The sequence below is a fragment of the Leptotrichia hofstadii genome (assembly GCF_007990525.1).
Lineage (GTDB): Bacteria > Fusobacteriota > Fusobacteriia > Fusobacteriales > Leptotrichiaceae > Leptotrichia > Leptotrichia hofstadii.
This window is the reverse complement of record NZ_AP019823.1, coordinates 1061326-1086521: the sequence shown is the minus strand read 5'-3', so window position 1 is coordinate 1086521 and position 25196 is coordinate 1061326. Positions and strand designations below refer to the sequence as shown.

The window sequence follows — 25196 nt, the reverse complement described above, 5'->3', positions numbered from 1 at the left end:
ATGAAATTTTCTAACAGACGAAAACGTCAAAACGTTGATATATCAATGTTAAACTTAATTGATGTAATTTTTATGCTGCTAATATTTTTTATGCTTGCAACTACATTTAACAATTATTCACAATTTCAGCTGTCTGTTCCAAAAACATCAGCACAGCTTGAAAAAAAGGAAGATACAAAAATAGAAGTAATCGTAAATAAAGACAAAAAATACTTCTTAAAAATAGACGACAAAACTAGGGAACTTTCCCAAAATGAAATAGCTTCCGAATTTTCAAAATTACCAAAGAAAGCATTAAAAAATATAACTTTAACTGCCGACGAACATTTGGAATATAAGGACATTGTGGATACGATGAGTATTTTAAAAAATATGAACATAGAAAATATAAGTTTAAATATTCAAAATAAAAATTAAAACTATATAAAATTAGATATTTAAAGAAAACGAATGAAGGTGAAAAATGAAATATTACATAATTTCAGCTGCAATAAACTTGGGAATACTTCTTATTCCAATTGCAACTCCAGTTTTAAAACAGAAACTTGAAGAAAAAAAAGAAAAGCAGACTATTGTTGTTGACTTAAAAAATAGTATTTTGGAAGAAAATAAGACAAAAAGCACAGTTGATACGGATAGCAATGAGGAAAGTAACGGAACGTCTGGGTTACAAAAGGGAAATCCGCAAAATAAAAACAATGCAATTTCCGAAACTCAAAACATAGAACCAAGTAAACAGCCTAAAAATCTAAAACAGCCCGAACTTTCACCATCACAGCCAATACAGCCAAAACAACCACAGCAACCATTACCACAACCTCCCAAAGTACCCCAAGAGACCATACCAAAAGAACAACCAAAACCTACATCACACCCAATTATCCCCCCAGTTACCTCCACCCCTAAAAATGCTACACAACCAGTAATTTCACAATCCACAGGAAATTCTGCCAGTACAAAACCAGTACAAAACACCATAACTGCTTCAAACTCCACTATTTCCAATAATTCTGGACATAAAAACACTCCCTCAAATTCAGGAACTTCACATGGAAATAAAAATGGAAATACTGCTAACGGAAACTCTACAAGTAACAAAAACGGAAATGGAACAGGAACAAGCGCAAATTCAACTAGTTCTGGAAATGGAAATGATAAAAAGTCTGGAAGTACACGAGGTGGTGGATGTCGACGTGGCGTAGATTTTTCTGTTTCTTACAATAGCCATCTGGAAGTACCAACTGCAAATCAACGGTTAAAACGGAAAGAAACCATTGTTGCTACAATCAGATTTACCCGTGGCGGCTCTGTCGCTATCCAGTCTGTTACAGGAGGAAACAGTCAGTCTCAAGCAGCTGCGAGAAGAGCTGCCAGTAATGTACACGTAAGTTTTTTGACAAACAACTGTTCTTCTGGAATAGTTACATTGCAATTTAATATTAATTAAAATTTCTTACAAAAAATAAATAGAAAAAATTTTGAATTTATGTTACACTTTAAAAGTAAAAAAATTTTAATAAAAAAGAGGAAAAAACATGGAAAAAAGAACTGAAAAATTATCAAGAATTTTAAATGAACTGAATATTGATGGATTATTTATTACAGACTTGTATAACCTTCGATATTTTACTGGGTTTACTGGGACAACTGGAGTTGCTCTTGCGACAAAAAACGGGAATTTTTTCTTTTCGGATTTTAGATACAAGACGCAAGCGACTAAACAAGTTAGTGAAATGGGATTTGAATTTGTGGAAGTCTCACGTGGCTCACTGCAGACAGTTGGAGAATATATAAAAAAATTTGGGCTAAAAAATGTGGGATTTGAAGATGTAAATGTGTCGTTTTCCCTTTATCAAACGATAAAAGACATTTTTAAAGTAGAATTAGTACCAGTTGGAAATAAACTTGTAATGGAAAGAATGGTAAAATCAGAAGAAGAAATTGCACTTATTAAAAAGGCTGTAGAAATTAGTGATGTAGCATTTTCAGAGGCTTTAAAAATTATAAAGGAAGGCGTTTCTGAAAAGGAAGTTTCTTCATATATGGAATACATTCAAAGAAAACTAGGTGCTGATGACCGTTCATTTACTACAATTTTTGCCAGCGGATACCGTTCAGCTATGCCACACGGAGTAGCTTCTGACAAAAAAATTCAAAAGGAAGAATTTATTACAATGGATTTTGGGGCATATTATGAAGGATATGTGTCAGATATGACAAGAACTGTTTACTATGGAGACAATATTTCTGATAGACACGTAGAAATTTATAATACTGTTTTAGAAGCGCAAATACTAGGTGTAAATACTATAAAAGAAGGAATCATGTCAGATGATGTTGACAAAGTTGTTAGAAACTTTTTAACTGAAAAAGGATATGGCGAGTATTTTGGACATGGACTGGGACACGGAATTGGTGCGGAAATTCATGAATTACCTTACTTATCAACTGCTTCACATATTGAACTGAAAGAAAATATGGTTGTAACTTCTGAACCAGGACTTTATTTTGACGGATGGGGTGGAGTTAGAATTGAAGATGATGTTGTAGTCAAAAAAGATGGCAGAGAAATATTAAATAAAAGTAATAAGGAATTAATTATTTTGCGTTAATTCTATTTTCGATTTACATAACAAATTTATTACAAACTTTTCCGATAGAGGATATAAACTTAATATTTTCAAATAATTAAAATATAATTTTCATTTTTTAACAGAGTATAGCATAAACTAATCCGTCGGAGCATTTTTCTGTGCTGGCAAAACTGTCTGAGCATAGCGAGTTTTTTGTCAGTGCAGAAAAATGTCGTAGACTAGCCATAGGTTGTAGGATTTGCGGCAATGAGCAATCCTACGAAAATAAATAAAGAAAAAATATAATAAAAATAGTAAAACTGTTATTAAACAAAATAATTCAATACTAAATCTCATTAGAGAAGAGGGAATGTCCCGTAAATTGAGGCACTCCCTTGTTTTTTTAAAAATACATTTTTTTAAATAATGTTGGACACACTTCTTTCATGCTGTTTGGAAATTGTGCACACCAGTGAAATATTATTTTTGGATATTTTTTATTAATATATCCTATTTTTCTCTTATAGGTATTCAATCTTTTATTATAATCATCGATAAAATCATCCTGAAAAATAGTTTTACTATTAATTTTGTAACTTTCCTTGCTTAAAATATTGTGTGAGCAGTTTTTTCTTGAAAAAGCATAGGCTGGGATAAAAGCAAAGTTTTCATTTTCAAAATAATTTGTCATAAATTTCGCTCCAAAAGATATATTTATATATTTTGATAAATTATCCTGATTTTTTATAATTGAATGATATATTTTTTCCCCCTGCGAAATTAACCATAGCCTAAAAAAATCAAAGCTCCAGCTCGCTGTGTCACCGTTCACAAGATACGAGGCACACCACAACTTTTCATTGTAACTTTCACGCATTAATTCAAATGTAATTATTTCAAAATCAAAAATTTCCTCATCTGTTTTTTTTGATAGAATATCTATTAAATAGTCTACAAACTCATTATTATTTTTGGCTTTTTTATGCGATATGGAAATGTATTTCCAAAACTCTTCACGTTTCATTTTAAGTTTTGTAGCAAAATTTCTTATAGACATTTTTGTCACACCTCTTTTCCAACTTTTATATTTCCCCATATTTTATTAATTATTTTTATAAAAATTTATTTTAAAATCCATCTCATAAATTCCGTCTAATTTTTATTAATCTGACTCTAAACACTTTCAGGCATATTCAAACTTTGAGTAATAAATGCAATAAATACAACTGTAATCTTATTATCTCGTCTATTTCTAAAAAACAGCCCTCCATCAGAATACGATGCATCATTTTTCCTAAATTTATCCACACTTCCCTGATTCATATGAATATCGTGCAAACCTTTCCCATTCGCATAAAGCCTTCCAAACGCAATTACCTCAAAATCATCATTATTCATAGCCTGCACAACATTCTTTTCAATAATCCCGGTCAAATAAATACTTGTTACATCAAACCCCTTCATCTGTATCATCTTTTCGTGTGGAAAAAGTTTCATTCTAATATAATCCAGATATAAACCCTTGTGACATTCTGTAATACCATTTTTTTGTGACAGCATTTTACGGACAATTCTCTTTCGGCAATTATAATTCTCATCATAATAAACCTTCAAATTAGAAGAAACAATCTCATTCATCTTCTCATAAATACTCCCAATATTAACCGCCAAATCAAATCTTTTCCCCTCATCATCCATCGCTACAATATGATAATGTGCCCTTTTATCAAAGTCGTACCATTTATCTATAACTTTTCCTCGAAACATCACATATTTTTCCATATTTTCCTCTTTACTGCATACCTGAACTTTTACTTTTTCTCATTATAAGTATAACATATTTTTTATGAAAGAAAAGGGATTGGAGATTTTATTAAATAAATTTTTTAAAATTACAAACAAAAAAAATAACCGCTGTCTTTTACAACAACGATTATTTGAAATTTTATAATTCAACTCTCACTTTCAATTTCTAATTTAAAATTTTTCTGTATTAACTTTTTCTATTTTTTATTATTTTCAAGTAAATTATACAATTTTATTAAATCCTCGTTCAAAGAATAGTAATAAGTATCTAGAAACCAATCTTCAAAATATACTTCTTTAGAAAAATTTAAATATTCGCTTAAATCTGAATAAATACTAAAATTAGAATCGAAATTAATTATAGTTTTATATTCTTCTTTCTTAGAATAAATGTATTCTGCTACTTTTTCTATTTTTTTTAATTTATCTTGAAAATCATCTATTTTTTCCATCTTTTTTTTCATTTTTTCATATTCATGCAAATCTAAATAATAATTAAAATCTTTTGATAAATATATTATTACTTCTGAATCAATTATCTTATTAAAAAATGTTGTTTCAGGAAGATAAGTATTTCTAAATGGAATAACTGATATACCCTTTGATAAATACATTTTTTTATCTAATTGTTTTACTAAATTTTTAATTTCATCACTATAATTTTTTAATTCATCTTCTTTTATAGTAAATTCTTTTATTTTATCTTTATCTATCAAAAGGGAGCAATTTGAAACCAAAAAATTTGATAAATTATATTTTTTAAGACATAAAGATAATTTTTGTTTCGTTTTTAATATTTTTATTTTTTCATCTTTCTCTATTTCCATACTTAACCAATTTTTATCATCTCTTACATTATTATTTATTCTAGTTATTTCTTCACAATTTACACTGATACCAATCAGAAAAAAAATAATTATTTTTTTTAAATAGTTCATTAGTATACACCTCTTTTTAAATTTTCTTTACCATGATTTATCATAATTTTAACTTCAGTAGAGTTTGGAGTGGATGATTTTTCATATTTACTACCTTTTATTCCCGTTGTGTTAATTTCTTCTTTATTAGTTGGATAATCAAAAAACGGAATATTCAAATTCACATTTGAAAAAGTAAATTCAAATCCTGAAACGCTTGGACGACCTCTTGATTTCTTGCTGTATATTTTTTTGATTTTTAATTTAAACTTATCCCCAAGTTCTTTTTGTATTGGCTTTAAAACCCAAACATCAATATCACACATTCTATAGTTCACAGGAACATCCATTATTCTTTTAAAATCTTCAAGTGATATATTCCATTTTCCAGTAGACTTAAACTGTTTCATTCTTCGATAAAATTCTTTTGCATAACTTGATTTTAAACTGATAAACTCTTTTAATTCAAATGCTGTAAAAGCAACATTCAATTCATTTAGAACCCAAGCAAATTCTTTATTAACTGCTATCTCAACTGTCTTTTCGTCCACATCAACTGAATATCGAGTAAACAGCACAAATTTTATAAAGCGTCTTTCATCTCCAACTTTCAGCTTAATACTGATTAATTTATCATAAGTGCTTTCAAGATCTTTTATAAAAGTTGCTGATGTATTATCAGAATAATTAACAAGTTTTTTCAGCTTATCAAAATGAAAAGTTATCTCCTCTTCACCTTTTTCTTTCATTCTGCTACAAATTGCCATCAAAATATCAAGTTCATTGGCATTAAAATTACGAAGACTTATGTTATTAAAATTATTATTGTATTTTAAAACTTCATTCATAAAAAACTCCTTTTTTCTTATTATATCATTAACCAAAAATAATAACAAGTCCTTGTTTATACTCTACTGAAAACCTAGTTTTTATTTACTGATTTCCTAGTTTTAAATCTACTGATTTACTTGTTTTTATTTACTGAAAAACTACTTTTTTAATATGCTTAAATACATTAATTATAAGTGTTTGCGAGGAGATAAAAAGCTATAACACAAAAAGTAAATATATAAAAAGGTATAAATAAAAAAAGAAGTAGCAATCTAATTTGAAATTTTTCAAAGTTGCTACTTCTTTCTAAAGTCTCGAAAAAACATTCAATACATTCTTTTATTTGGACATATTTTTTATATAATTTTTCATATATTCTCTTTGAGGTGTATAATTCAAGGAAGTATTGATAAAAATAATAAGATTTTTTATAGTTTCATCTTTATAGAAATTTTCATCTTCATATAATATTATTGCAGTATTTTCATATTCTACTTTGTATAATCTTCCTTCGGCACTAACTGATACATTATTTAAAAACAATTCTTTCCCTTCTTCTTCCAGAATTCTTTTATAAAGTCTAACTATATTTTTAGGAGGCTGAACCATAGCTTCTGTAGTTAATTCTATATCATTTTGTAATATTTTACAAATTGTACAACTTACAAATAATTTTTTATTAGAAAAATTTTTATCAAAAACATTTTTTAAAATTTCTTTTAATTCAGTTGAATCATAGTTTTTATTTTCTATATAGCTTTTAAAACTTCCATTCTTTTCTTTTGTAAATTTTTTTATATTAATTATTCCATTTGAATTATAAATAATTTTTGTAAAAGGTAATTTATAATCTGAACTCTTAATTTTTGAAGTTAAGGCGTATCTTTGATTTCGCAAGTCTATTATTTCCACATCTAATAATTCTTTTCCTTTAGACAACATACAAGAAAAGAGCAATAAGTATAAGATTATTATTTTATTCATTTACTTCACTCCTTTAAAAAGATTTTCTTTTTCTTTATCACTTTGAACTTCTATTATAAATTGAGAATCATCAGGCATATATAATCTTCGCTTATCTTGATTCTTTCTTCCTACATTTTCCATATAAATTGAGTTAGCTTCATATACAGGAACTCCAAAAAATTTATATATAATTTTTCCAGTATTTTTATCTTTTTCTATTTTAACTTGATCTTCGAAATAAACATACTTTACTTTTTTATCTACTATATTACCTTCTTCATCTCTTGTTTTTATAGTTTGTTTGGAGTGTCCCCAAAAATTTAGACTATGTTTAAGCAATTTCTTTGTTTTCTTTCTTCATGCTTTCTTCGTATTCATTCGGACTTGTAAATCATATTTTACTGTGTATTCTGCTGTTATTATACCATATTTCTATATACTTGTACATTCCACTTCTTAAACTTTCTAGATTTTCAAAGTTTTCATTATGTACATATTCTTTTTTCAATGTTGCATGGAATGATTCTATACATGCATTATCATAAGGATTTCCTTTTCTGCTGTAAGATATGCTTATGCCTTTTTTTGCACAAAATTTACGATATTCTTTACTAATATACTGGCTTCCTCTATCTGTTGTAACTTGTTTAGATTTTATTTGTTTATCGTTTAGTTCATATTTAGTTTACACAAAATTCTGGACACTCTCATTTTAAATAAAGCTGCTACTTTACTAAATATTTTTTTACTTCATAGATGAAAATTTTGAGACTTTATTATCATTTTTTTATTACTGAAATTGTATTCAAAATCGCCGCTTTTATATCCAAATTATCCTCCCCTTTTAATTGCTCTTCCAAATCAGGCAACGCTTCAAAAAGCCCTTTTATTCCCAAAAATCTAATTAAATTTGCTTTATCATATATATTATTCGTCAATTTTATATATTTTAAAATAATAGGCACTATTATTCTATCTTTTTCCGTCATATGAATTAATTCATAAACTGTTTTTAAATTATAATTTACATTTTTCAATTCTTCCAACATTTGATCTTCAAATTCCATTTCGGTATCATAATTTCTTTTAGCAGAAATTTTTTTACCATTTATTACTACAAGATCTAATTTTTGTTCCACAATTTCTCTTCTCTCAAACATTATTTCTATAAATTTTAAAACTTCTTCTTCAAAAAGTTTCTTTGAGATATAATAAACACCTTTTCTGTTTTTAAATTCTTTATCACTTTCCCATGTAATTTCAATTTTGTTTCCTGTTACAGAAAAAAAAACTCTTGGATATATTTCTCCACTCGCTTGAGGTAATTGATGATTGTATGCCCACTCGTACAAAAGCCAAAATTCCGTGCTATCTAAATTAAACGCTACATCTTTATAAAGTTCATTAGCTTTCTTTACTAATTCGATTGCAGTATCTTTTCTGTCCTTTTTTATTTTCAATTCTTTATCTGGAAAAGGCTCATTTAAGACTTTATCCAGTTTATCTTTAAGTAAGTATGCTGTGAAATATATATCTCCCAATTTATCATATTTATATTTTTCATTTTTTAATTCACATAAATCTTTCCCATCTACATAAAATTTCAAAATATAACTTTCATACGAAATCTCTGGGAAGTATTCAAAATCAAAATAAAATTTTTTATTTTTCACGTTTCTTTCCTTTCATTATTTCATTCTATTTTTATTATATTGCACTTTTGTAATTTTTCCGTCTTTTAACATTTGTTTTAGAGTATCATTAGGAACATGTTTTCTTAAATTTTCTGTTATTTCATAAGCATGCCATTCATTTTTAGTACCACCAGTTGGTTGAAATATTATCATTTTTCCTTCATATATAGCAAACCTCTGTTTTTTGGTCGCCGAATTATAAGAATGATTTTTTAATAAATCATTACCTGTTTTAATATCAGGAATTGAATCGGGACTTGCATTTGGAGGCATTTTAGGTCCTTTATGTTTTGGGGATAGTTTATTGGAGTGTCCCCAAAAATTTAGACTATTTTTAAGCAATTTCTTTGTTTCCTTTCTTCATGCTTTCTTCGTATTCATTCGGACTTGTAAATCCTATTTTACTGTGTATTCTGCTGTTATTATACCATATTTCTATATACTCGTACATTCTATCCCTTAACTTTTCAAATCTTTCATTGTGTGTCTATTTTTCAACGTCCTGTAAAACAATTCTATACAGGCGTGAAATAATTCCCTTTTAAATGCTCATCCCTCTTGCCACAAAGCTTCTTAAATTTCGCAATTTCATAAAAAGAGCCACAAACCACTATCGCCTTATACCGGCTATTCTTTTCCAAAACCATTTGTTTTGCTTGATTATAGGCATCTAAAATATTATCTTCAAAAATAATATTATTTGTCAAAATATTTGCATTTTCCAGATTTTTCTTTATTTCATTGGCAGAAAGTCCGTAAGTAACGTCTTTTAGAGAAGTTATAAAGATTTTGTAATTTTTTTCCAAAATTTTCTCAAAAATATTTGCAATGTCCTTTGTTCCAAGTATCGAAAGAATAAAAATTACTTCATCATTTTTAAAAAGTTCATTCAAATTTTCTACAAGAACTCGTACAGAATCATCATTATGAGCCACATCCAGTATTGTATCTGGATTTTGTGAAAAAATCTCAAACCGCCCAGCCAGCGAAATTTCATCAAGCCCTTTCTGAATAATTTCATCGCTGATACCATAAATCTTAGCAATTTCGTAAGCAATCAAAAAATTGTTTGCCTGAAATTTTCCAAAAAGTGGCAATTTAAATATTTTTTCCAAATTATGTTTATTTTTTTTATCTTCAATATTTTCAGATTCATCTAAATTTTCATTTTCCAAAATCTTCACAATTGTCTTATAATTTTGAGTATCCAGTTCAACTTGTAAATTCTCATACTTTTTCAAGACATTTACCGAATTATTAGTTTCCTTTTTTACAGCATTCTCCAATTCAGCCAAATTCTGGGCATAAATGCACAGCTGTCCGTCCTTTATAATCCCCGCTTTCCTGTCTGCAATCTTTTCAAGTGAATTTCCCAAAAGGCTGATATGATCAAAACTCACATTTGTTATAACCGCAATTGCCGAATTTACAACATTTGTAGCGTCGTATCTTCCACCAAGACCAGTTTCCAGAAATATAAAGTCAGGATTTTTTGCCTCAAAATAAAGTAAAGCCATAAAAGTCGTTATCTCAAAAAAATTTATCTGCAACGAGGTTTTTTCCAAAATATCCATAACAGCTTCATAATACTTCACAACATCCACATCAGAAATCATCTCTTTATCTACTAAAATTCTCTCATTAAACCGTAAAATATGTGGCGAAGTAAACTTTGCAACAGAATATCCCGCTGCAAAAAAAATACCCTCTAAAAATGTAGCCGTCGAACCTTTCCCATTCGTTCCTGCAATATGAATAATTTTCTTATTTTTACACGGCTTTCCCAGCAACTCATAAATTTTTCTCAACTTTTCATTATTTTGTTTCAAAGATTCATTGGTTATTCTTTTATTAATTGTTCTCATATTAAAAATTTTTTCTAGAACTTCATCTACTTTCATTATCTAATTTTTCCTTTCACTCTAACATTATACCTTATTAAAAAATAAAATCTTTTTAACAACGAGAAGGATTTCCTCTTATGAAATAGTGTATAATTAAAAATTTATAATAAATTTTCTTAAATTTAGGGCAAATAAAAAGACACCAGTATAAGTGCCTTTTTATAAATAACTATTTTTTCTTAGTTTCTTGGAATTTTGCCCAGATTCCTGCTTTTGTTAAAATGCTTTTAACAGTTTCAGTTGGTTGAGCTCCATGTGATAAGTATTTTAAGATTTCTTCCTCTTTTAATACTACTTGTTTTCCTTCTTCAGCAAGCGGATTGAATGTTCCTAAGTAAGCAACTGCTTTTCCATCTCTTTTTGATAAAGCTTCCATAGCCGCTATTCTATAAAAAGGAACTTTTTTTCTTCCTAATCTAGTTAATCTTAATTTTAACATTAAATTTTACCTCCATTTATTTAATAACTTGAAAATTTATTATTTTAAGTATAATATGATTATACTAAAATTTTTTCAAGTTGTCAAGTTTTTTTTCCTTACACTATATTTTTTTTAAAGTTGTTTTCATTATCTCATCGTTTATATCCTCTATTGTTCTTAATTTGTCATCTTTAACGCAGGAAATTACATTCCACTTATATTTTTCCGATAGTTCCTTTGCCACTTCATAGGCATTTTTCAAGTAATTTTTATCTTTTTCGTGAATATCCTTCTCTTTTTCTCCAGTTATCTTATTCTCCCTGTTTTTCATAAGCTGCTGGCTAAATTCAAAAGAAATATCCAGGAAAAATATAACATCTGGCTCTGGTATCGCTATTTTTTCCCATTCCAAGTCTATTAGCCAGTTCAAATATATTTCACGTTTAGATTTATCCAAAATTTTTGGCACCTGATGAATCATGTTTGAAATTGTATACCTGTCGCTAATCACAATTCCCCCATCATTGTAAAACTCTTCCCAATCAGTCTTAAACGAGGCAAACCTGTCAACTGAATAAAGTACAGAAGCCGCATAAGCATTGACACTTTCGGCTGTTTTTCCAAATTCGCCTGCAAGATACATTTTTACAGGCTCAGAAGCTCTGCTTTCATAATTTGGAAAAGATATTTTTTTTACTTTTCCTTCCCCTTTTATTTCTTTTAATTTTTTATAAAGCAATTCCGCCTGTGTCTGTTTTCCACTGCCATCTGTGCCTTCTATAATTATCAATTTTCCCATTTTTATTTCCTTTATTTTTCAAAAATATAGCAGCCTTATTTAAAAGACTGCTAAAATTCTAAGTTGTATTTTTATTTTCTAATTTTACTTTTTAATCCAAGGCATAAGTTTTCTTAATTCAGCCCCAACTTTTTCTACATCATGATTTGCAAATTCTGCTCTCTTTTCTTTCAAGAACGGTTGCCCTGCTTTTGAGTCTGCTAAGAAGTCATTTGCAAATTTACCTGATTGAATATCTGCTAATACTTGTTTCATAGCTTCTTTTGTTTCAGCAGTTATAATTTTTGGCCCTGTGATGTAATCTCCATATTCAGCAGTATTTGAAATTGAACTTCTCATTGTTGCCAGTCCACCTTCGTAAATCAAGTCTACGATAAGTTTCATTTCGTGCAAGCATTCAAAATAAGCATTTACAGGATCGTATCCAGCTTCTGTCAATACTTCAAATCCTACTTTCATAAGTTCTACTACTCCACCACATAATACAGCCTGTTCACCGAATAAATCTGTTTCTGTTTCTTGCTTGAATGTAGTTTCAAGGATTCCTGATCTTCCTCCACCAATAGCTGATGCCCATGCTTTGGCAACTTCCATTGTGTCTCCTTTAGCATCTTGATAAACAGCTACTAGACAAGGTACTCCACTTCCTTCTTGGAAAGTTCTTCTTACTAAGTGTCCAGGTCCTTTTGGCGCAACCATGAATACGCTTATATCTTCTCTTGGAACAATTTTTCCAAAATGAATGTTAAATCCGTGTCCAAATGCAATGTAAGCTCCTTCTTTCAAGTTTGGTGCAATATCAGATGCATATACATCAGCCTGAATTTCATCTGGAATCAAAATCATAACTATATCTGCACCTTTTACAGCATCTGCAGTTTCTTTTACTGTAAACCCTGCTTCAGTAGCCTCATCCCAAGATTTTGAACCTTTTCTAAGTCCAACAGTTACATCAAATCCACCTTCTCTTAAATTTAGAGAGTGCGCATGCCCTTGCGAACCATATCCCAATACAGTAATTTTTTTACCTTCCAATTTACTCAAATCACAGTCAGCATCATAATAAACTGTTGTTCCTAAAATATTTCCTGCCATTTTTTATCCTCCTAAATTTTATATGTATATATTATACACTTTTTAAAAATTTTTGCAAATATTTCTTTTTAATGTAACTATATATTTTATATATTTTTGAATTTTATTTTTCTTTTTCTATAAATCTTACTTAATATTCTTGCATAAACACAGATAATAAGATATAATAAACAAAAAAAATCTAACTAGAGGAGACGATTTTTATGATAAAATCTATAAATAATATAACTTTAAGACATTTAAATGGTATTTATATTCAAAAAGATGAACTAAAAAAAATTGATAATAACAGGAATTTCTTTGATGAAAATAGAAATACATTGTCTGTTAGTGAATTTGCAACTATCGTAAAAAAATTTCAAGGATTTGGTTATACTTTTGAAAAAGACTTGGCTTATATAATCTCTAGATTGGATAGAGAATATGCAATTTTATTATGTGAAGAAGTATTGGAAAATATAAAAGAGTTTAAATCTGATAAAAATTATACTATTTTTTATAAAAATTTTCCAAACGAAGTGATAAATATGGAAAAAGCCGATATTTATTTAAATCAGATTTTACACTACTGGTTTGGATATTTACCATATGAAAATACTGAAAAAGAAGATTTAGGATCAGAACCAGCTGAATTATTTACACTTTCTCATTTAAAGTTTGTAGGAGATCAAGAAATTGAAACACTTTTTGTGAACTTACTTTCAAGTAATATTACACTTTCCCAGCAATATTTAGATGATGTTTGTTTTCTATCTGACGGATTTTCTGATGAAGAACTTGAACAATATTGTGATAATATTCAAATGAAAGAAACTTTGACAACGCTTGCCAGTCATACTTTGAAACATAGAAATTTTTTGGCTGGAAATTTTAACACTGCAACTGATATTTTACGATTAATTACGAAAATTTCAAATGATAAACTTAATGAAAATAATATTTTGAATACAAAACATATACATTTTAAATATTTTAATCGAACCGAATTAAATTTAATTATGGAAAAATTGGATAGTATTTCAAATATTTTACCAGATATTAAAAGATACAGAAAAGTTTGGCATAAGTTTTTTATGTTTTATGCGAAAAAAATTAATTTGAAAAAATATAAAAATGTTAAAAAAGCAATTGATATGCTGTTTGGAGAGTTTTTTTTTGAAACAGAAAAAGGGTATTTTAATAAAATGAGCGTTAATATTCAAAATCTGAACAATGATGAATTGAAAATTTTTATTACCAAATTTTCAAAATACTCTGGAGATTATGTCAGAAATGTTTTATCCCTTTTAAATAATGCCAGCGAAACTCAATATGAAATTATTACAAACGGATTAAAAAATTGTATGAAAGATGTAAATAATCGTATTCTTTTTCAACTTTATGATAGAATTTTGAATTTATTGGAAAAAGAAAATTTGAAAAATATTGTTAAAAAACAGGAAATAAGCGAAGAAAAAAGTAAAAACTTTTTTAAGATTAGAAATATTTTTAGAAGTACCATTAATAAGGATGAAAATTTAGAAAACAAAGAAATTGAAAATAATGAAATTGAGCAAGAAACCGAAATTATTCCAAGAATTGTAAATAGTAAAGGAACTTGGAGAAAATTAGATGAAACTGTATTTTTGAATGAAAGTTTACTAAAATTTTTACTTGAAACTGTAAAAAATGGAATTTTGGAAAATTTAAAATTAAAAAATCCGCTAGAAAATATTTTCATTGATGAAAGCTATAAAAATATTGCAATTACAACAAGTGAAAAAGATAGTAATATTTCCCTTAAACCGATGACAAGAGGATCAAGATTTTCATTTAATAATGATGCGGAAGTTTTAAGATTTTTTGTTGGCTGGAAAAATATTAAAGAAAAGAAAAATGATATACGAGTTGATATTGATTTATCGGTTATTTGTTTTGATGAAAATTTCAAATTTTTGAAAACAGTCGCTTATTATAATCAAGTTGAACCTAATTTTGTATTTAGTGGGGATATTACAAATGCACCAAATGGAGCTTTGGAATTTATTGATGTTTATAATTTGGAAAAATTGAAAAATTCTGACACTCGTTATGTTCTTATGGAAATCCGTTCATATAATGGATTTTCTTTTGAAGAAATTGGAAGTGTGTATGCTGGAGTGCTTGAACTGACAAAAAAAGAGGCTATGAGTGACAAAAATCTTTATTCATCAGCAGTTACACAAGGTTTTCAAATTTTGTCAAATACAAGAACAACTAATACAATTTTGATTGATTTTGAAAAAAATGAATATATCTGGATTGATATGAATATGCCTGTTTCTGAAAACTTTTCTTCCAATAATTATTTGAATCAAACGGATATTGCCCATTTGGAAGATGTGCTTAAATATTTTGTGAATAAAAAATATGTTACAATGTATGAACTTTTACAATTAAATGCAATAGCCAGAGGAACACAGGTTTTTGAAAAAGAAAATGCAGATATTATTTTCGATAAACTTGATAATGATAATCCATTGCCTTTAAATGATATTTTAGCAAATTATTTTTAACTTTTATTTGAAATTTATTAAAATTTATGTTATTATCATTGTAAGAATTATTGTCAAAAGGTTGTTCCTACTTCTATTATGGTAATGGGATTTTCCCTTGTGGGTTCGACTCCCGCTCTATGAACATTACATACAATAACATTCCGTCAAAAAGTTATTCCTACTTCTAGCTATTTGGAAGGGTTCTGCCGATAGCCCATAAAATTATCGGCTCCATTTGAATAACACATACGGAAAAAAAATTGCTGTCAATAAATTGTTCCTACTTCTAAAGGGGTTCGATTCCCCATTTTCTTTGGATGATTTAGAACAATACATACAGCAATTTTTTATTTAATATTTTTACTGAGCATTTACATAAGCATCTTTCACTTTACACGCCTTTACATCTCCCGAATTTAGAACAGCCCTAAATTCCCATTTTTTATTTTTATCAATGGAATCAGTGCTGTCCACAGCATCTCCGACTTTTGTTCCTTTTTTATCAAAGCAAGGGATTTCAATAGTAACATTTTCCTTTCTGCTTCCACTATTTGTTAAAACTCCTGTTACAATTGTCGTATTCCCATCATTTTCAACTTTTGCCTTAGAAAATTTATACTTAACACCTTTCGCATTAATTTCTCCATCATTTCCGCCGATTATTCCGCCAATAATATTTCCAGTTGTCTTAATTACCGCTCCTGTAACAGTTCCAGCCGCTTTAATTGTCCCTCCAGCAATACTTCCTGCCGCTCCAACAACTCCACAAGATGAAAGAACAAGAGCCGTTCCCATTATCATTATTATTTTTTTCATAATTTATAAATCCTTTCAATATTTTTTGCTTTAATACTTACAAATATTTACTAGCTTCTTTAATACTTAATTTTGCCATATTTTCTCTATTTTTCTCAATAAAAGTTTTTACCCACTCAGGATTAGTCTTGCTATAATCTCTCAAAGCCCAGCCTATCGCCTTATTGATAAAAAATTCCGTCTGTTCCAAATTGTTTTTCAAAATTTTTTCCAACAATTCAATATCTGTTTTTTCTTTTCTCAAAAGCTGATGATCAATCGCAATTCTTCTGAGCCAAATATTTTCATCAAGACTCCATTCCAGCAATATTTTATTCACATTTGAATCTTTTAATGCCAAAGCTCCTATTGTCATATCTAAATTGTCTATCGTATCCCACCACGATTTTTCCAAGATTAACTGTTTAAACTTGGGAATATCATCTATTGTCAACTTATCTTTCATATTCTTTAGGTAATCTGCTGCAATATACTGAAATTCCCTGCACTTATTTTCCCAGCATTTATTTACAAATTCCCAGTCGATTTTTTCTCCATTCTTGTATTCCTTGAAAAAATTTTTAAATATTTCCCGTCTTTCTGGTGTCTTGATTCCAATGTATTCAAATTTATTAAGCATATATTTTGACATTCTTTGAGCCTGTTCTTCATTTTTATGCTGAATCATTTCTTCATAAAGTTTATTAAAATTCATAAGTTTCCTCTTTTTTTATTTTATTAAAAACATTAATTTCTATTAATTACAAAATTCTAATTTCTTAAGCCGTTTTAATCTTGCTTAAAAATTTTTTTATTTTTTCTAATACTTCTTTTATTTTAAACTTTAATTTATTATGTTTTAAATATAGAATTTTTATAAATCTACAATTCCTTTTCATGTATCAATTTATGTTCTTTGCTATTTATATAATCTTTATGTTTATGATTATGCTTTTTCTCTGATATAAAATGACTATGCTCATGTTCATGCGTGATAATATGAGTATGTGTTTTCCCATCATGCGTATGAACAATTATGTGAGAATGACTATGACTGTGACGTTTAACCATTGTATCATATACAACAATTACGCTGCCGATTATCATAAAAACAAGACCAATGAAATATACCAAAGTAAGTTTTTCTCCATTTACTATAAATGCTAAAAAAGTTCCTACAAACGGAGCTACAGCATAATATGCACTAGTTTTTGCAGCGCCTAAATCCCTTTGTGCCCTGATATACATAAAAATGCTGAGTCCGTATGCCACAAATCCAAGTAACAAAGCAGCTATTATATATTTGATTTCAGGAATTCTTTCTCCCAAAATAAGGGCGACTATAAATGAGCCGCTGCCAGAGAAAAAGCCTTTCAGCAAAACAATCTCATAAGTACTTTTATCTGAAATTTTTCTAGTGCAGTTATTTTCAAGTCCCCAACAGCAAGTTGCCAGTATAACAAACAATGAACCTAATGAGAACTTGAAACTTTCAGCCCCTTCAACTGAAAGAACTATACTTGACACTGTGATAAAGCCAATAGCAATCCATAACTTTGATGTTACTTTTTCCCTAAATATTAAAAGAGCAATAATTGTTGTTGCTACAATTTCAAAGTTACCAAGCAGTGAAGCATTTGAGGCTGAACCAATATTTATACCAATCATCAGGAATACAGGTGCCGCAATATCAAGGACAATCATTCCAATAGTATAAGGAAGATCTTCCTTATTCAACTTTTTATACTTTTCTTCGGCTTTCCTACGAAACAAGTACATAATACCTACGCCCATTCCAGCTCCCAAATATAAAAAAGATGCCATCAATGTGGGAGGAACCTTATTTAAAAGTACTTTAGAAAACGGTGTATTTATTGCATAAAAAATAGCCGCAAGCAATGCTAAAATTACTGCCATAAATTTTCTGCTTTTATCCATGTTTAATAAATCATCTCCTTTTAGATAAATCCTAAATTCATCTCACAATCATCCAAGGTCTTTCATTTTCCCATACAATCTTCACATCCAAACCAAACATCTGAGAAAGCAATTTACCTGTTAAAATATCCTTTTTAAGCCCTTTTGCCAAAATCTTTCCATCGTGAAGAAGTGCCACGTGAGTTACTGACGGCATAATTTCTTCAATCTGATGAGTTACGTAAATAAATGGTATTGCATTATCATTTTTGGAATTTTCCTCAAGCACTTTCAAAAAATACTCTCTCGAAGTTACATCAAGCCCTGAACAAGGCTCGTCCAGTATAAGCAAATCAGGCTCATTCATAAACGCTCTTGCAAGCAATGTCCGTCGTTGCTCTCCTTGTGACAAAGTGCCAAAATGATTACTTTTTATATACGAAATCCTAAAATCCTCAATAATCTTATCCGCCTTTTCCCTGTCCTCATCTGTAACTTCATCATAAATCCCAATAGAACTAAACTTTCCAGAAATTACAACATCTTCCAGTTTTTCGCCATTTAATGTGCTTGAAAAATTATTTAATGTGGAACTTACAAATCCGACTCGATTCTTTATTTTTTTCCAAGAATAATTACCAAATTTATGACCAAAAACTCTCACTTCTCCAGAAGTTGGAAAAATGTAGGCTGGTATCATTCCAAGAAGGGTTGACTTTCCAGAACCATTAAGTCCCAAAAGTACCCAATTCTCACCTTTATTTATATGCCAGTCAATTCCTTTCAATATTTCTCTTCCATTACGCTTAAAAGTTACATTTTCATAGTGTAATATTTCTTCCATAAAAATATCCCTCGTTTTCTTTTTATAATTTATTTAGTCACATGAAATCTAAATTCTTTTCCTGGATTTTTTATAGCTTCTTCTTTAAATTTTTTTACATTCTCGGATTTTTCACTACGTTTTGTATTATCTTTTGGCTTATTATTTACCACTCCACTATAGTGAAATCTCCAATCAGGAATAATTATTTTATCTTTTAAATCAACGCTATAAATAAGTTTTTCATATATAACTCCCGAAAAATCTTGTCTTTTTTGATTTGTTTCTTCAGAATAACCACTACAAATAGCTACTTCTTGTAAATTTTTCTTTTTCGTTTTATCATAAATAATAACTTTTTTATTCTTTATTAATGAAAATAAAGTTTCTCTAAAATCAATATCTTTAAGTTGTTTCTTATCAATTTTACTTCCTAAGTTACTTAATTTAGGAACTTTATTTCGAATATTTTCTTTATTATTATTATGTTCTTGTATTAAGTCCGATTTATCAACAAAAAATTTATAATTTTTCATTTCTATTTCTACTTTGTTATTTTCATCAATTTTTATATTTCTTAAATCAACTATTTCTTCAATCGTTATACCAACTTCAGTTATTTTACCATTTTGATACCAAATTCTTACTTCTTCTTCCTTTGCAATAATTTGAAAAGATAAAATCAATAATAAAAATAATAAAATTTTTTTCATAAATTTATATTTATTCCTTTCTTTTAATGTAAAATTTATTAAATTCTATTAGCAATTTCAGTTCCCATTTCATCAGTTCCAACCTTTTTCATACCATCTGTATAAATATCAGCTGTTCTAAATCCTTCTTGCAGTACTTCTTCCACAGCCTTTTCTATTGCATCAGCCTCTTTTTGAAGATTAAATGAATATCTTAACATCATTACTGCTGAAAGTATTGTCGCTATTGGGTTTGCAATATTTTTTCCAGCAATATCAGGTGCTGAACCGTGACTTGGTTCATAAAGTCCGACTTTTCCATCTCCAAGACTAGCTGATGGTAACATTCCAAGCGATCCTGTAAGCATTGAAGCCTCATCTGACAAAATATCTCCAAACATATTTTCAGTCAAAATCACATCAAATTGTCTAGGATTGGCAATTAGCTGCATTGCGGCATTATCCACATACATGTGTGAAACTTCCACTTCTGGATAATCTTTTGAAATTTCCTCCACTACTTTTCTCCACAATTTTGAAGTATCCAAAACATTGTGTTTATCTACACTCGTAAGTTTTTTATTTCTAAGTTTTGCAATTTCAAATGCTTTTTTCGCAATTCTTTCAATTTCAGGTCTTGTGTAAGGAAGTGTATCAAACGCCTTTTCATCAGAATATTCCCTATGCCCAAAATAAAGCCCTCCAGTAAGTTCCCTTACTATCATCACATCAAGCCCATCTCCAATTATTTCTTCCTTCAAAGGACTTGCACTTTTTAACGATTTAAACAAAATCGCAGGACGTAAATTCGTATAAACTCCAAGTTCCTTCCTAATCGCAAGAAGCCCTCTCTCAGGACGTTTCTCAGGCTCAATATTATCCCATTTAGGCCCGCCAATAGCCCCAAGCAAAATAGCATCACTATTTTTACAAACTTCCACAGTTTCACTTGACAAAGGAACTCCATACTTATCCACAGACTCCCCTCCAAGATACCCCCGAACATACTCAAATTGATGTCCAAACTTCTCTCCAACCTTGTCTAAAACCTTTATCGCCTCAGCCACTATTTCCGGTCCAATTCCATCTCCATTTAATACTGCAATTTTGTAGTTCATTTTTGCACTTCCTTTCTTTTATTAACAAATATTTATTTCTTTTATTTTTTTATTTAAAGAATCCCAGACAACAGTAAATAACTCATGTATAAAAAATTTACCTTCGTACATATTGACTATTATTTCCTCATATTCCACATCAATATCAATTTTTTCGGATTCTAACAACTTTTTTAACATTTCTTTTGTAACAATTTTTTTCTGCAAGATTTTTTCTGTATCATTTTTTCCAATTATTTTCAATAATTTCTTTTTTACATTTTCTATTCCATAAAATTCTATATGTTTCAAAATTATTTTTGGCATATCTTCTGAGGGTTCAGAATTATTCATAAGGCATTCTATAATTGTATCTTTAGTTTTTTCCAAATAATAATCTATCTCATTTTCCAATAAGTTATTTGTTTTCGATATTATAATTTTTTTTGTAAATTTTGACTCATTGTCCCAAAATACAAAAACTTTTACTTTGTGATTTCTCCATATAATTTCTTTAAAATAATTTTCTTCTCCATCTTCAAATATTTCTGTTGATTTCCAATCTACATAATTTTCCATTTACACCTCTTTTGACTAACTTTATTCTGCTGTACCCTCTTAAAAATATCTTGAGATTTCCTACATTGTCTCAAGTGTTTCTTTAATTGAAATTTTCTCATCATTTTTGTAAGTCTTCTATTAGCTCATCTATGCTATCAAAAGTTTTACTTAATCCAACACCTTTCTCAACTTCATCCAGAACCTTTCTAGTTTCTCCATTTGGAACTTTCAATTCAAACGGAATCCCCTGCTCCAAAATACACTTCTTCAAAAATAAATTCATAGCAGTACTCATATTAAGACCCATTTTTTTAAATAATGTTTCCGCTTCTTTTTTCACATTTTCATCAACTCTAGCTGTTACTGTAGCCATTTTCACCACTCCTTTGTAATACTTTTGTTATACAACGTAATTATATTATTAAATAGTGTAAAAATCAACCTCATATTTTAAATTATTTATATTTTCATAAAAAAACTCTAACTCAGTAAATTAATTCGATTTTCCCATAATGCTGTTATAATCATCAACCAGATTTCCATATTCCCTCAAGACATTGTTAGGCATGCCTTCTGTACTTTCTGTCATCCAAGGCTGTTTAATTTCTCCAGGATTGGCTGGGTGCTTTCTTTCTATTCTTGAAATAAATGAAGCTACAGAAGCCTTGTAACTCGCAAGACTGCGTTGGAACGTTGTAAATTCTTCAGCTCTAAATTTCTCTTTTTTTAGCTGCTTTTCATCCTTTATCAGCTTCTGAAGATTATTTGAAGTTTCTACTATTTTTTGCTGTATTGGCTTTAACTTTGTCAAGTCGCCTTGAGTATAGTTTGCTGTATTCAGATTTTGAGTTTTCATTTCTCCAATAAAGTTTTTGGACTCATTTATTAGTACAAGCATATTATACTTTATCAAACTATTGTCTTTCTTATATTTGTTCAAGCTGCTTTCAAAATTTTCCTTTTCCCGTACCACAAGCGCAGCTCCAAATTCATTATCAAGTTTTTCATATTTTTTTATAATTGCAAGAAATTTGGTATGTAACTCCTGTGCCTTTGAAAAATTATCACTTGTATAATCTTTTCCAGAATAATAATTATTCATATCATCTGTAACAATTTTTAATTCTTTCAATACTGGCAGCAATTCCTTCGCCACCTTATCCAGATTTTCCATTCTATAATTTATAGAAATCCCTTTTTGAAGTTTCTCAATCGTACCTTCATTGACAGTTATATTTTTCACAGTTTCAGACTTTTTAATCTTCTCCGCTTCTCCTGCTTCCCTAAAATATTCAGAAATTCCTGCATTAATCTCTGACATATCATTATAGACACTCGCATAATAATTAAACTTTCCAACATCTTTTAAGTCATTGCCGCTACTATCACTATTTTTTTTACTCCCACAAGACATTACAAATGTTAATAACATAATTAAAAACAGTATTTTTCTTTTCATTAATTTTTCTCCCTATCGTAAATTTTATTTTTTCAGCCGTTTTCTTCATTATGAAGTTATATCAGTTTATTTTCTATCAAATAATTTATATTTTCAGATATCCAACTTTTATTAAATCTAAAAAATTTCTCAATTCTAAAAACTTTACCTTTATTATCTAATTTAAAATATAATTTATATCTCATTATTTTTTTTACTAATTTTAAAACCTTCACTTTTTCCCGTGGGATTATTTTCCTCATTTTACCTATATTTGAAAGCTCCATTCCAGAAGATATTTTAAATGTTACATCACACGAAAATATTTCTATATTATCTTTCTTAAACAAAATTATGATACTTCCTTTCAAATCCTTGTTAAAATCATAAAAAAGATTTTTATCAAAAAATACTTTTATAAAATTGATTTCAGGAAAAAAACACAAATAATTTCTGTCATACTCAATATTATTTTCATTAAAATAATTTTCTATTATCTTATTCCATTCTTTGATAGTTCGCATAATTTTTTATCTCCTAGTCATCTGAAAATTTTTTGTTAAATCCAAGCATACTGCAACTCATAGCACTTTCTATAATAATTCCCTTTAACTGAAGTTTCAAGATTTTTATTTCTTCTAAAATTCCGATTACAGCTTTTTTTGTAAAACTGATAAGCTCTCTTACACCAGCCACTTCTTCTCCAGCTGACTAGTTCTCCATTTTTTACAAACACATCAAACGGTAAATTTTTTGAACTTATTTTAGAAAGTTTTTCTTTTTCCCGCTTTCTATACTCAATTCCTTTTGACCACATAGATATCTCCTTTTTTTCAGATTATATCTGAAACTTGAAATTTATTTTCTAACTCGTATCTTCTACTTTTATATCGACAATTTTTCATTTTCAATCAAATTTCTAAAATTAAATTATCTGCTATTTAACAATATTTTTTGAAATTTTTTCCAAATCCTCTGCTGTAAACTGAATATTCGTTTTCGCCCCTGTATCAGCTAGTATTTTTTGTGCAATCATTGTTGTTAATGGATAAAGTATATTAAAATGATCTCCACCTGCAATTTGGTATTTCTTGAATGGTATTTTGTATTTGTCTGCGGCTTTTTGCATAGGCTCAAATAAAATATCTCTTCTTTCTTCTTGCCCTTCAAAGTGGAAAGTTGGTGCTGTTATTGAACGGACGTATCGAAGTGATGATCTTACTGCTATTTCTCTAGGATTTGTCAAATCAAATGGAACTCCGCCATATTCATCCGGTTTTTCTGTTGCCCAAAAGAAATCTGGCAAGCCACCTATTGCAAAAACTGCTCGAAAACCTTTTGAATATTCGCTTAGAAGCAACGCCTTTGTCCCACCTGTACTGTGTCCAACAAGATAAATTCTATTTGAATCAACATAAGGCAGTGATGCCACATATTTTCTAGCTTCTTCCAAGTCTTCAATTTCCCCATAAAACATTTCATATTTTCCAGCATTTGCATTTTCTCCTCTAGCACTTGGTATTGCAAGTACAAAATCATCTCTTTTAAATGCACCTGCCCCTTGATAATTATTTTTAGGCGATTCTTCATCCCAGCCAAACTCACTATCTCCAATTCCACCAAATCCACCATTTAAATATATGATCGCTGGATATTTTTTCCCGTTATTTTCTTTTGCTGTAATATACATTGGCATTTCTCCTAATTTTGATGGATAATTTACCAATGAAAACTTACTGTTTTTAGGCGGAATACCTGGTTTTCCATCTGGCTCAAATTCCGTTTTTTGCCCATCGACAATCTTTGTCTTAAAATTTTTATGAGCCTCTTCCAATGTTTCTCCATATATTTCAAAATCAAAACTATTGTCAATTTCATTTGCTATTCTACTTTTTCTTAATTTTCTCTGTATTATGTATTTTAATAAAACGACAGGATTAAGGCTATACGATAATTGTAATTTATAGTAATTTACCCACTCTATCACAGCAAATATCCAAATAGCAAAAGAGAGAATCATTGTAAAAAACGTACTGTAATTTAATATTATCACTAGGACTCCCATGCATAGCAAAATTACATCTAATATCTTTAGTTTATTGTAAATCTTGCCTGTATATTTTGCAGCAAATCCTGGTTTTGAAATTCTTTTTATCAAAATACACCAAAAAATAGAGCCCTGTACAAGAATAAAACTTAGTATAAATAAGGAGAAAGAAATAGAAATTAGAGATTTTGTAGTAATAATCAATTTTTTGAACAGAAAAAAATTTATCCAGAATACTACTACCGCCACTAATTCTCCAACAGCTAAATTAGTCAATTTTTGTTTCATAGTTTTTTTCAAATTA

Annotated in this window: 29 protein-coding genes and 1 pseudogene; 4 read left to right on the top strand and 26 right to left on the bottom strand. The window is 28.8% G+C overall.

The window, feature by feature from the left end; all coding sequences use genetic code 11:
* The 3 genes from FVE77_RS05165 to FVE77_RS05155 all read left to right on the top strand — a co-directional run bounded on the left by FVE77_RS05165 (window position 1) and on the right by FVE77_RS05155 (window position 2612).
* Entirely contained in the window at window positions 1–417 is a 417-nt protein-coding gene (locus FVE77_RS05165) for an ExbD/TolR family protein (protein WP_026746507.1), read from the top strand.
* A 46-nt stretch (window positions 418–463) separates the two neighbouring features.
* A complete protein-coding gene (locus tag FVE77_RS05160) occupies window positions 464–1447 on the top strand; it encodes a hypothetical protein (protein ID WP_026746508.1) in 984 nt (327 codons plus the stop codon).
* 88 nt (window positions 1448–1535) lie between these two features.
* Window positions 1536–2612, top strand: coding sequence for a M24 family metallopeptidase (locus FVE77_RS05155; protein WP_026746509.1), 1077 nt, complete (start codon window positions 1536–1538; stop codon window positions 2610–2612).
* Window positions 2613–2976: 364 nt separating this feature from the next.
* Here the strand turns inward: FVE77_RS05155 and FVE77_RS05150 are convergent, their stop codons facing one another.
* The 14 genes and pseudogenes from FVE77_RS05150 to ilvC all read right to left on the bottom strand — a co-directional run bounded on the left by FVE77_RS05150 (window position 2977) and on the right by ilvC (window position 13006).
* On the bottom strand, window positions 2977–3630 hold the full coding sequence (locus FVE77_RS05150) for a DUF4240 domain-containing protein (RefSeq protein WP_026746510.1): 654 nt from the start codon (window positions 3628–3630) through the stop codon (window positions 2977–2979).
* A 116-nt stretch (window positions 3631–3746) separates the two neighbouring features.
* On the bottom strand, window positions 3747–4355 hold the full coding sequence (locus FVE77_RS05145) for a DUF2278 family protein (protein WP_026746511.1): 609 nt from the start codon (window positions 4353–4355) through the stop codon (window positions 3747–3749).
* Between the two features lie 221 nt (window positions 4356–4576).
* The gene (locus FVE77_RS05140) at window positions 4577–5317 is read right to left on the bottom strand and encodes a hypothetical protein (RefSeq protein WP_026746512.1); all 741 of its coding nucleotides are present in this window, start codon (window positions 5315–5317) and stop codon (window positions 4577–4579) included.
* Window positions 5317–6144 carry a replication initiation protein gene (locus FVE77_RS05135; protein ID WP_232052965.1) on the bottom strand — a complete coding sequence of 276 codons (828 nt, stop codon included), beginning with the start codon at window positions 6142–6144 and terminating at the stop codon, window positions 5317–5319. The genes FVE77_RS05140 and FVE77_RS05135 overlap by 1 nt, the downstream gene beginning before the upstream one ends.
* Window positions 6145–6466: 322 nt before the next feature.
* On the bottom strand, window positions 6467–7111 hold the full coding sequence (locus FVE77_RS05130; RefSeq protein ID WP_026746513.1) for a hypothetical protein: 645 nt from the start codon (window positions 7109–7111) through the stop codon (window positions 6467–6469).
* On the bottom strand, window positions 7112–7432 hold the full coding sequence (locus FVE77_RS05125; protein ID WP_026746514.1) for a hypothetical protein: 321 nt from the start codon (window positions 7430–7432) through the stop codon (window positions 7112–7114). It abuts the gene before it with no gap.
* Between the two features lie 52 nt (window positions 7433–7484).
* Window positions 7485–7751: an integrase core domain-containing protein gene (locus FVE77_RS12975; protein ID WP_081690327.1), complete on the bottom strand. Its 267-nt coding sequence runs from the start codon at window positions 7749–7751 to the stop codon at window positions 7485–7487.
* A gap of 121 nt (window positions 7752–7872) precedes the next feature.
* Window positions 7873–8766, bottom strand: coding sequence for a hypothetical protein (locus FVE77_RS05115; RefSeq protein ID WP_026746515.1), 894 nt, complete (start codon window positions 8764–8766; stop codon window positions 7873–7875).
* A 15-nt stretch (window positions 8767–8781) separates the two neighbouring features.
* Window positions 8782–9129, bottom strand: coding sequence for a hypothetical protein (locus FVE77_RS05110; RefSeq protein WP_026746516.1), 348 nt, complete (start codon window positions 9127–9129; stop codon window positions 8782–8784).
* Window positions 9122–9253 (bottom strand): annotated as a pseudogene (locus FVE77_RS05105) (IS3 family transposase); the annotation flags it as partial. The gene FVE77_RS05110 and the pseudogene FVE77_RS05105, both read right to left, overlap by 8 nt.
* Window positions 9254–9302: 49 nt before the next feature.
* Window positions 9303–10688, bottom strand: coding sequence for a bifunctional folylpolyglutamate synthase/dihydrofolate synthase (locus FVE77_RS05100; protein ID WP_026746517.1), 1386 nt, complete (start codon window positions 10686–10688; stop codon window positions 9303–9305).
* A 172-nt stretch (window positions 10689–10860) separates the two neighbouring features.
* Window positions 10861–11130: a 30S ribosomal protein S16 gene (rpsP, locus tag FVE77_RS05095; RefSeq protein WP_006804498.1), complete on the bottom strand. Its 270-nt coding sequence runs from the start codon at window positions 11128–11130 to the stop codon at window positions 10861–10863.
* A 103-nt stretch (window positions 11131–11233) separates the two neighbouring features.
* Entirely contained in the window at window positions 11234–11911 is a 678-nt protein-coding gene (locus FVE77_RS05090) for a dTMP kinase (RefSeq protein ID WP_036087962.1), read from the bottom strand.
* A gap of 84 nt (window positions 11912–11995) precedes the next feature.
* Window positions 11996–13006 carry a ketol-acid reductoisomerase gene (gene ilvC / locus FVE77_RS05085; protein WP_026746519.1) on the bottom strand — a complete coding sequence of 337 codons (1011 nt, stop codon included), beginning with the start codon at window positions 13004–13006 and terminating at the stop codon, window positions 11996–11998.
* 203 nt (window positions 13007–13209) lie between these two features.
* Here ilvC and FVE77_RS05080 point away from each other — a divergent pair, with 203 nt between their 5' ends.
* Complete coding sequence (locus FVE77_RS05080; protein ID WP_026746520.1) at window positions 13210–15540, top strand: TerD family protein; 2331 nt, start codon at window positions 13210–13212, stop codon at window positions 15538–15540.
* A 342-nt stretch (window positions 15541–15882) separates the two neighbouring features.
* Here FVE77_RS05080 and FVE77_RS05075 read toward each other — a convergent pair whose 3' ends face one another.
* The 12 genes from FVE77_RS05075 to FVE77_RS05020 all read right to left on the bottom strand — a co-directional run bounded on the left by FVE77_RS05075 (window position 15883) and on the right by FVE77_RS05020 (window position 25180).
* Window positions 15883–16338 carry an FxLYD domain-containing protein gene (locus FVE77_RS05075; RefSeq protein ID WP_026746521.1) on the bottom strand — a complete coding sequence of 152 codons (456 nt, stop codon included), beginning with the start codon at window positions 16336–16338 and terminating at the stop codon, window positions 15883–15885.
* A 37-nt stretch (window positions 16339–16375) separates the two neighbouring features.
* On the bottom strand, window positions 16376–17032 hold the full coding sequence (locus FVE77_RS05070) for a DNA alkylation repair protein (RefSeq protein ID WP_026746522.1): 657 nt from the start codon (window positions 17030–17032) through the stop codon (window positions 16376–16378).
* 167 nt (window positions 17033–17199) lie between these two features.
* Window positions 17200–18255 (bottom strand): DMT family transporter, encoded by a 1056-nt coding sequence (locus FVE77_RS05065; protein WP_026746523.1) that lies wholly within the window; start codon window positions 18253–18255, stop codon window positions 17200–17202.
* Between the two features lie 37 nt (window positions 18256–18292).
* On the bottom strand, window positions 18293–19078 hold the full coding sequence (locus FVE77_RS05060) for an ABC transporter ATP-binding protein (RefSeq protein ID WP_026746524.1): 786 nt from the start codon (window positions 19076–19078) through the stop codon (window positions 18293–18295).
* Window positions 19079–19107: 29 nt separating this feature from the next.
* On the bottom strand, window positions 19108–19770 hold the full coding sequence (locus FVE77_RS05055; RefSeq protein ID WP_026746525.1) for a hypothetical protein: 663 nt from the start codon (window positions 19768–19770) through the stop codon (window positions 19108–19110).
* A gap of 38 nt (window positions 19771–19808) precedes the next feature.
* Window positions 19809–20867: a 3-isopropylmalate dehydrogenase gene (leuB, locus tag FVE77_RS05050; protein ID WP_026746526.1), complete on the bottom strand. Its 1059-nt coding sequence runs from the start codon at window positions 20865–20867 to the stop codon at window positions 19809–19811.
* 21 nt (window positions 20868–20888) lie between these two features.
* Window positions 20889–21425, bottom strand: a complete 537-nt coding sequence (locus FVE77_RS05045; RefSeq protein ID WP_026746527.1) for a hypothetical protein — start codon at window positions 21423–21425, stop codon at window positions 20889–20891.
* Window positions 21426–21525: 100 nt separating this feature from the next.
* Window positions 21526–21780 carry a type II toxin-antitoxin system RelB/DinJ family antitoxin gene (locus FVE77_RS05040; protein ID WP_006804512.1) on the bottom strand — a complete coding sequence of 85 codons (255 nt, stop codon included), beginning with the start codon at window positions 21778–21780 and terminating at the stop codon, window positions 21526–21528.
* Between the two features lie 120 nt (window positions 21781–21900).
* Complete coding sequence (locus FVE77_RS05035; RefSeq protein WP_026746528.1) at window positions 21901–22866, bottom strand: DUF3829 domain-containing protein; 966 nt, start codon at window positions 22864–22866, stop codon at window positions 21901–21903.
* Window positions 22867–22922: 56 nt separating this feature from the next.
* Entirely contained in the window at window positions 22923–23369 is a 447-nt protein-coding gene (locus FVE77_RS05030) for a hypothetical protein (protein ID WP_026746529.1), read from the bottom strand.
* Between the two features lie 35 nt (window positions 23370–23404).
* Window positions 23405–23662, bottom strand: coding sequence for a hypothetical protein (locus FVE77_RS05025; protein ID WP_026746530.1), 258 nt, complete (start codon window positions 23660–23662; stop codon window positions 23405–23407).
* A 120-nt stretch (window positions 23663–23782) separates the two neighbouring features.
* A complete protein-coding gene (locus FVE77_RS05020) occupies window positions 23783–25180 on the bottom strand; it encodes an alpha/beta hydrolase family protein (RefSeq protein ID WP_197735416.1) in 1398 nt (465 codons plus the stop codon).
* Between the last annotated feature and the right edge of the window lie 16 nt (window positions 25181–25196).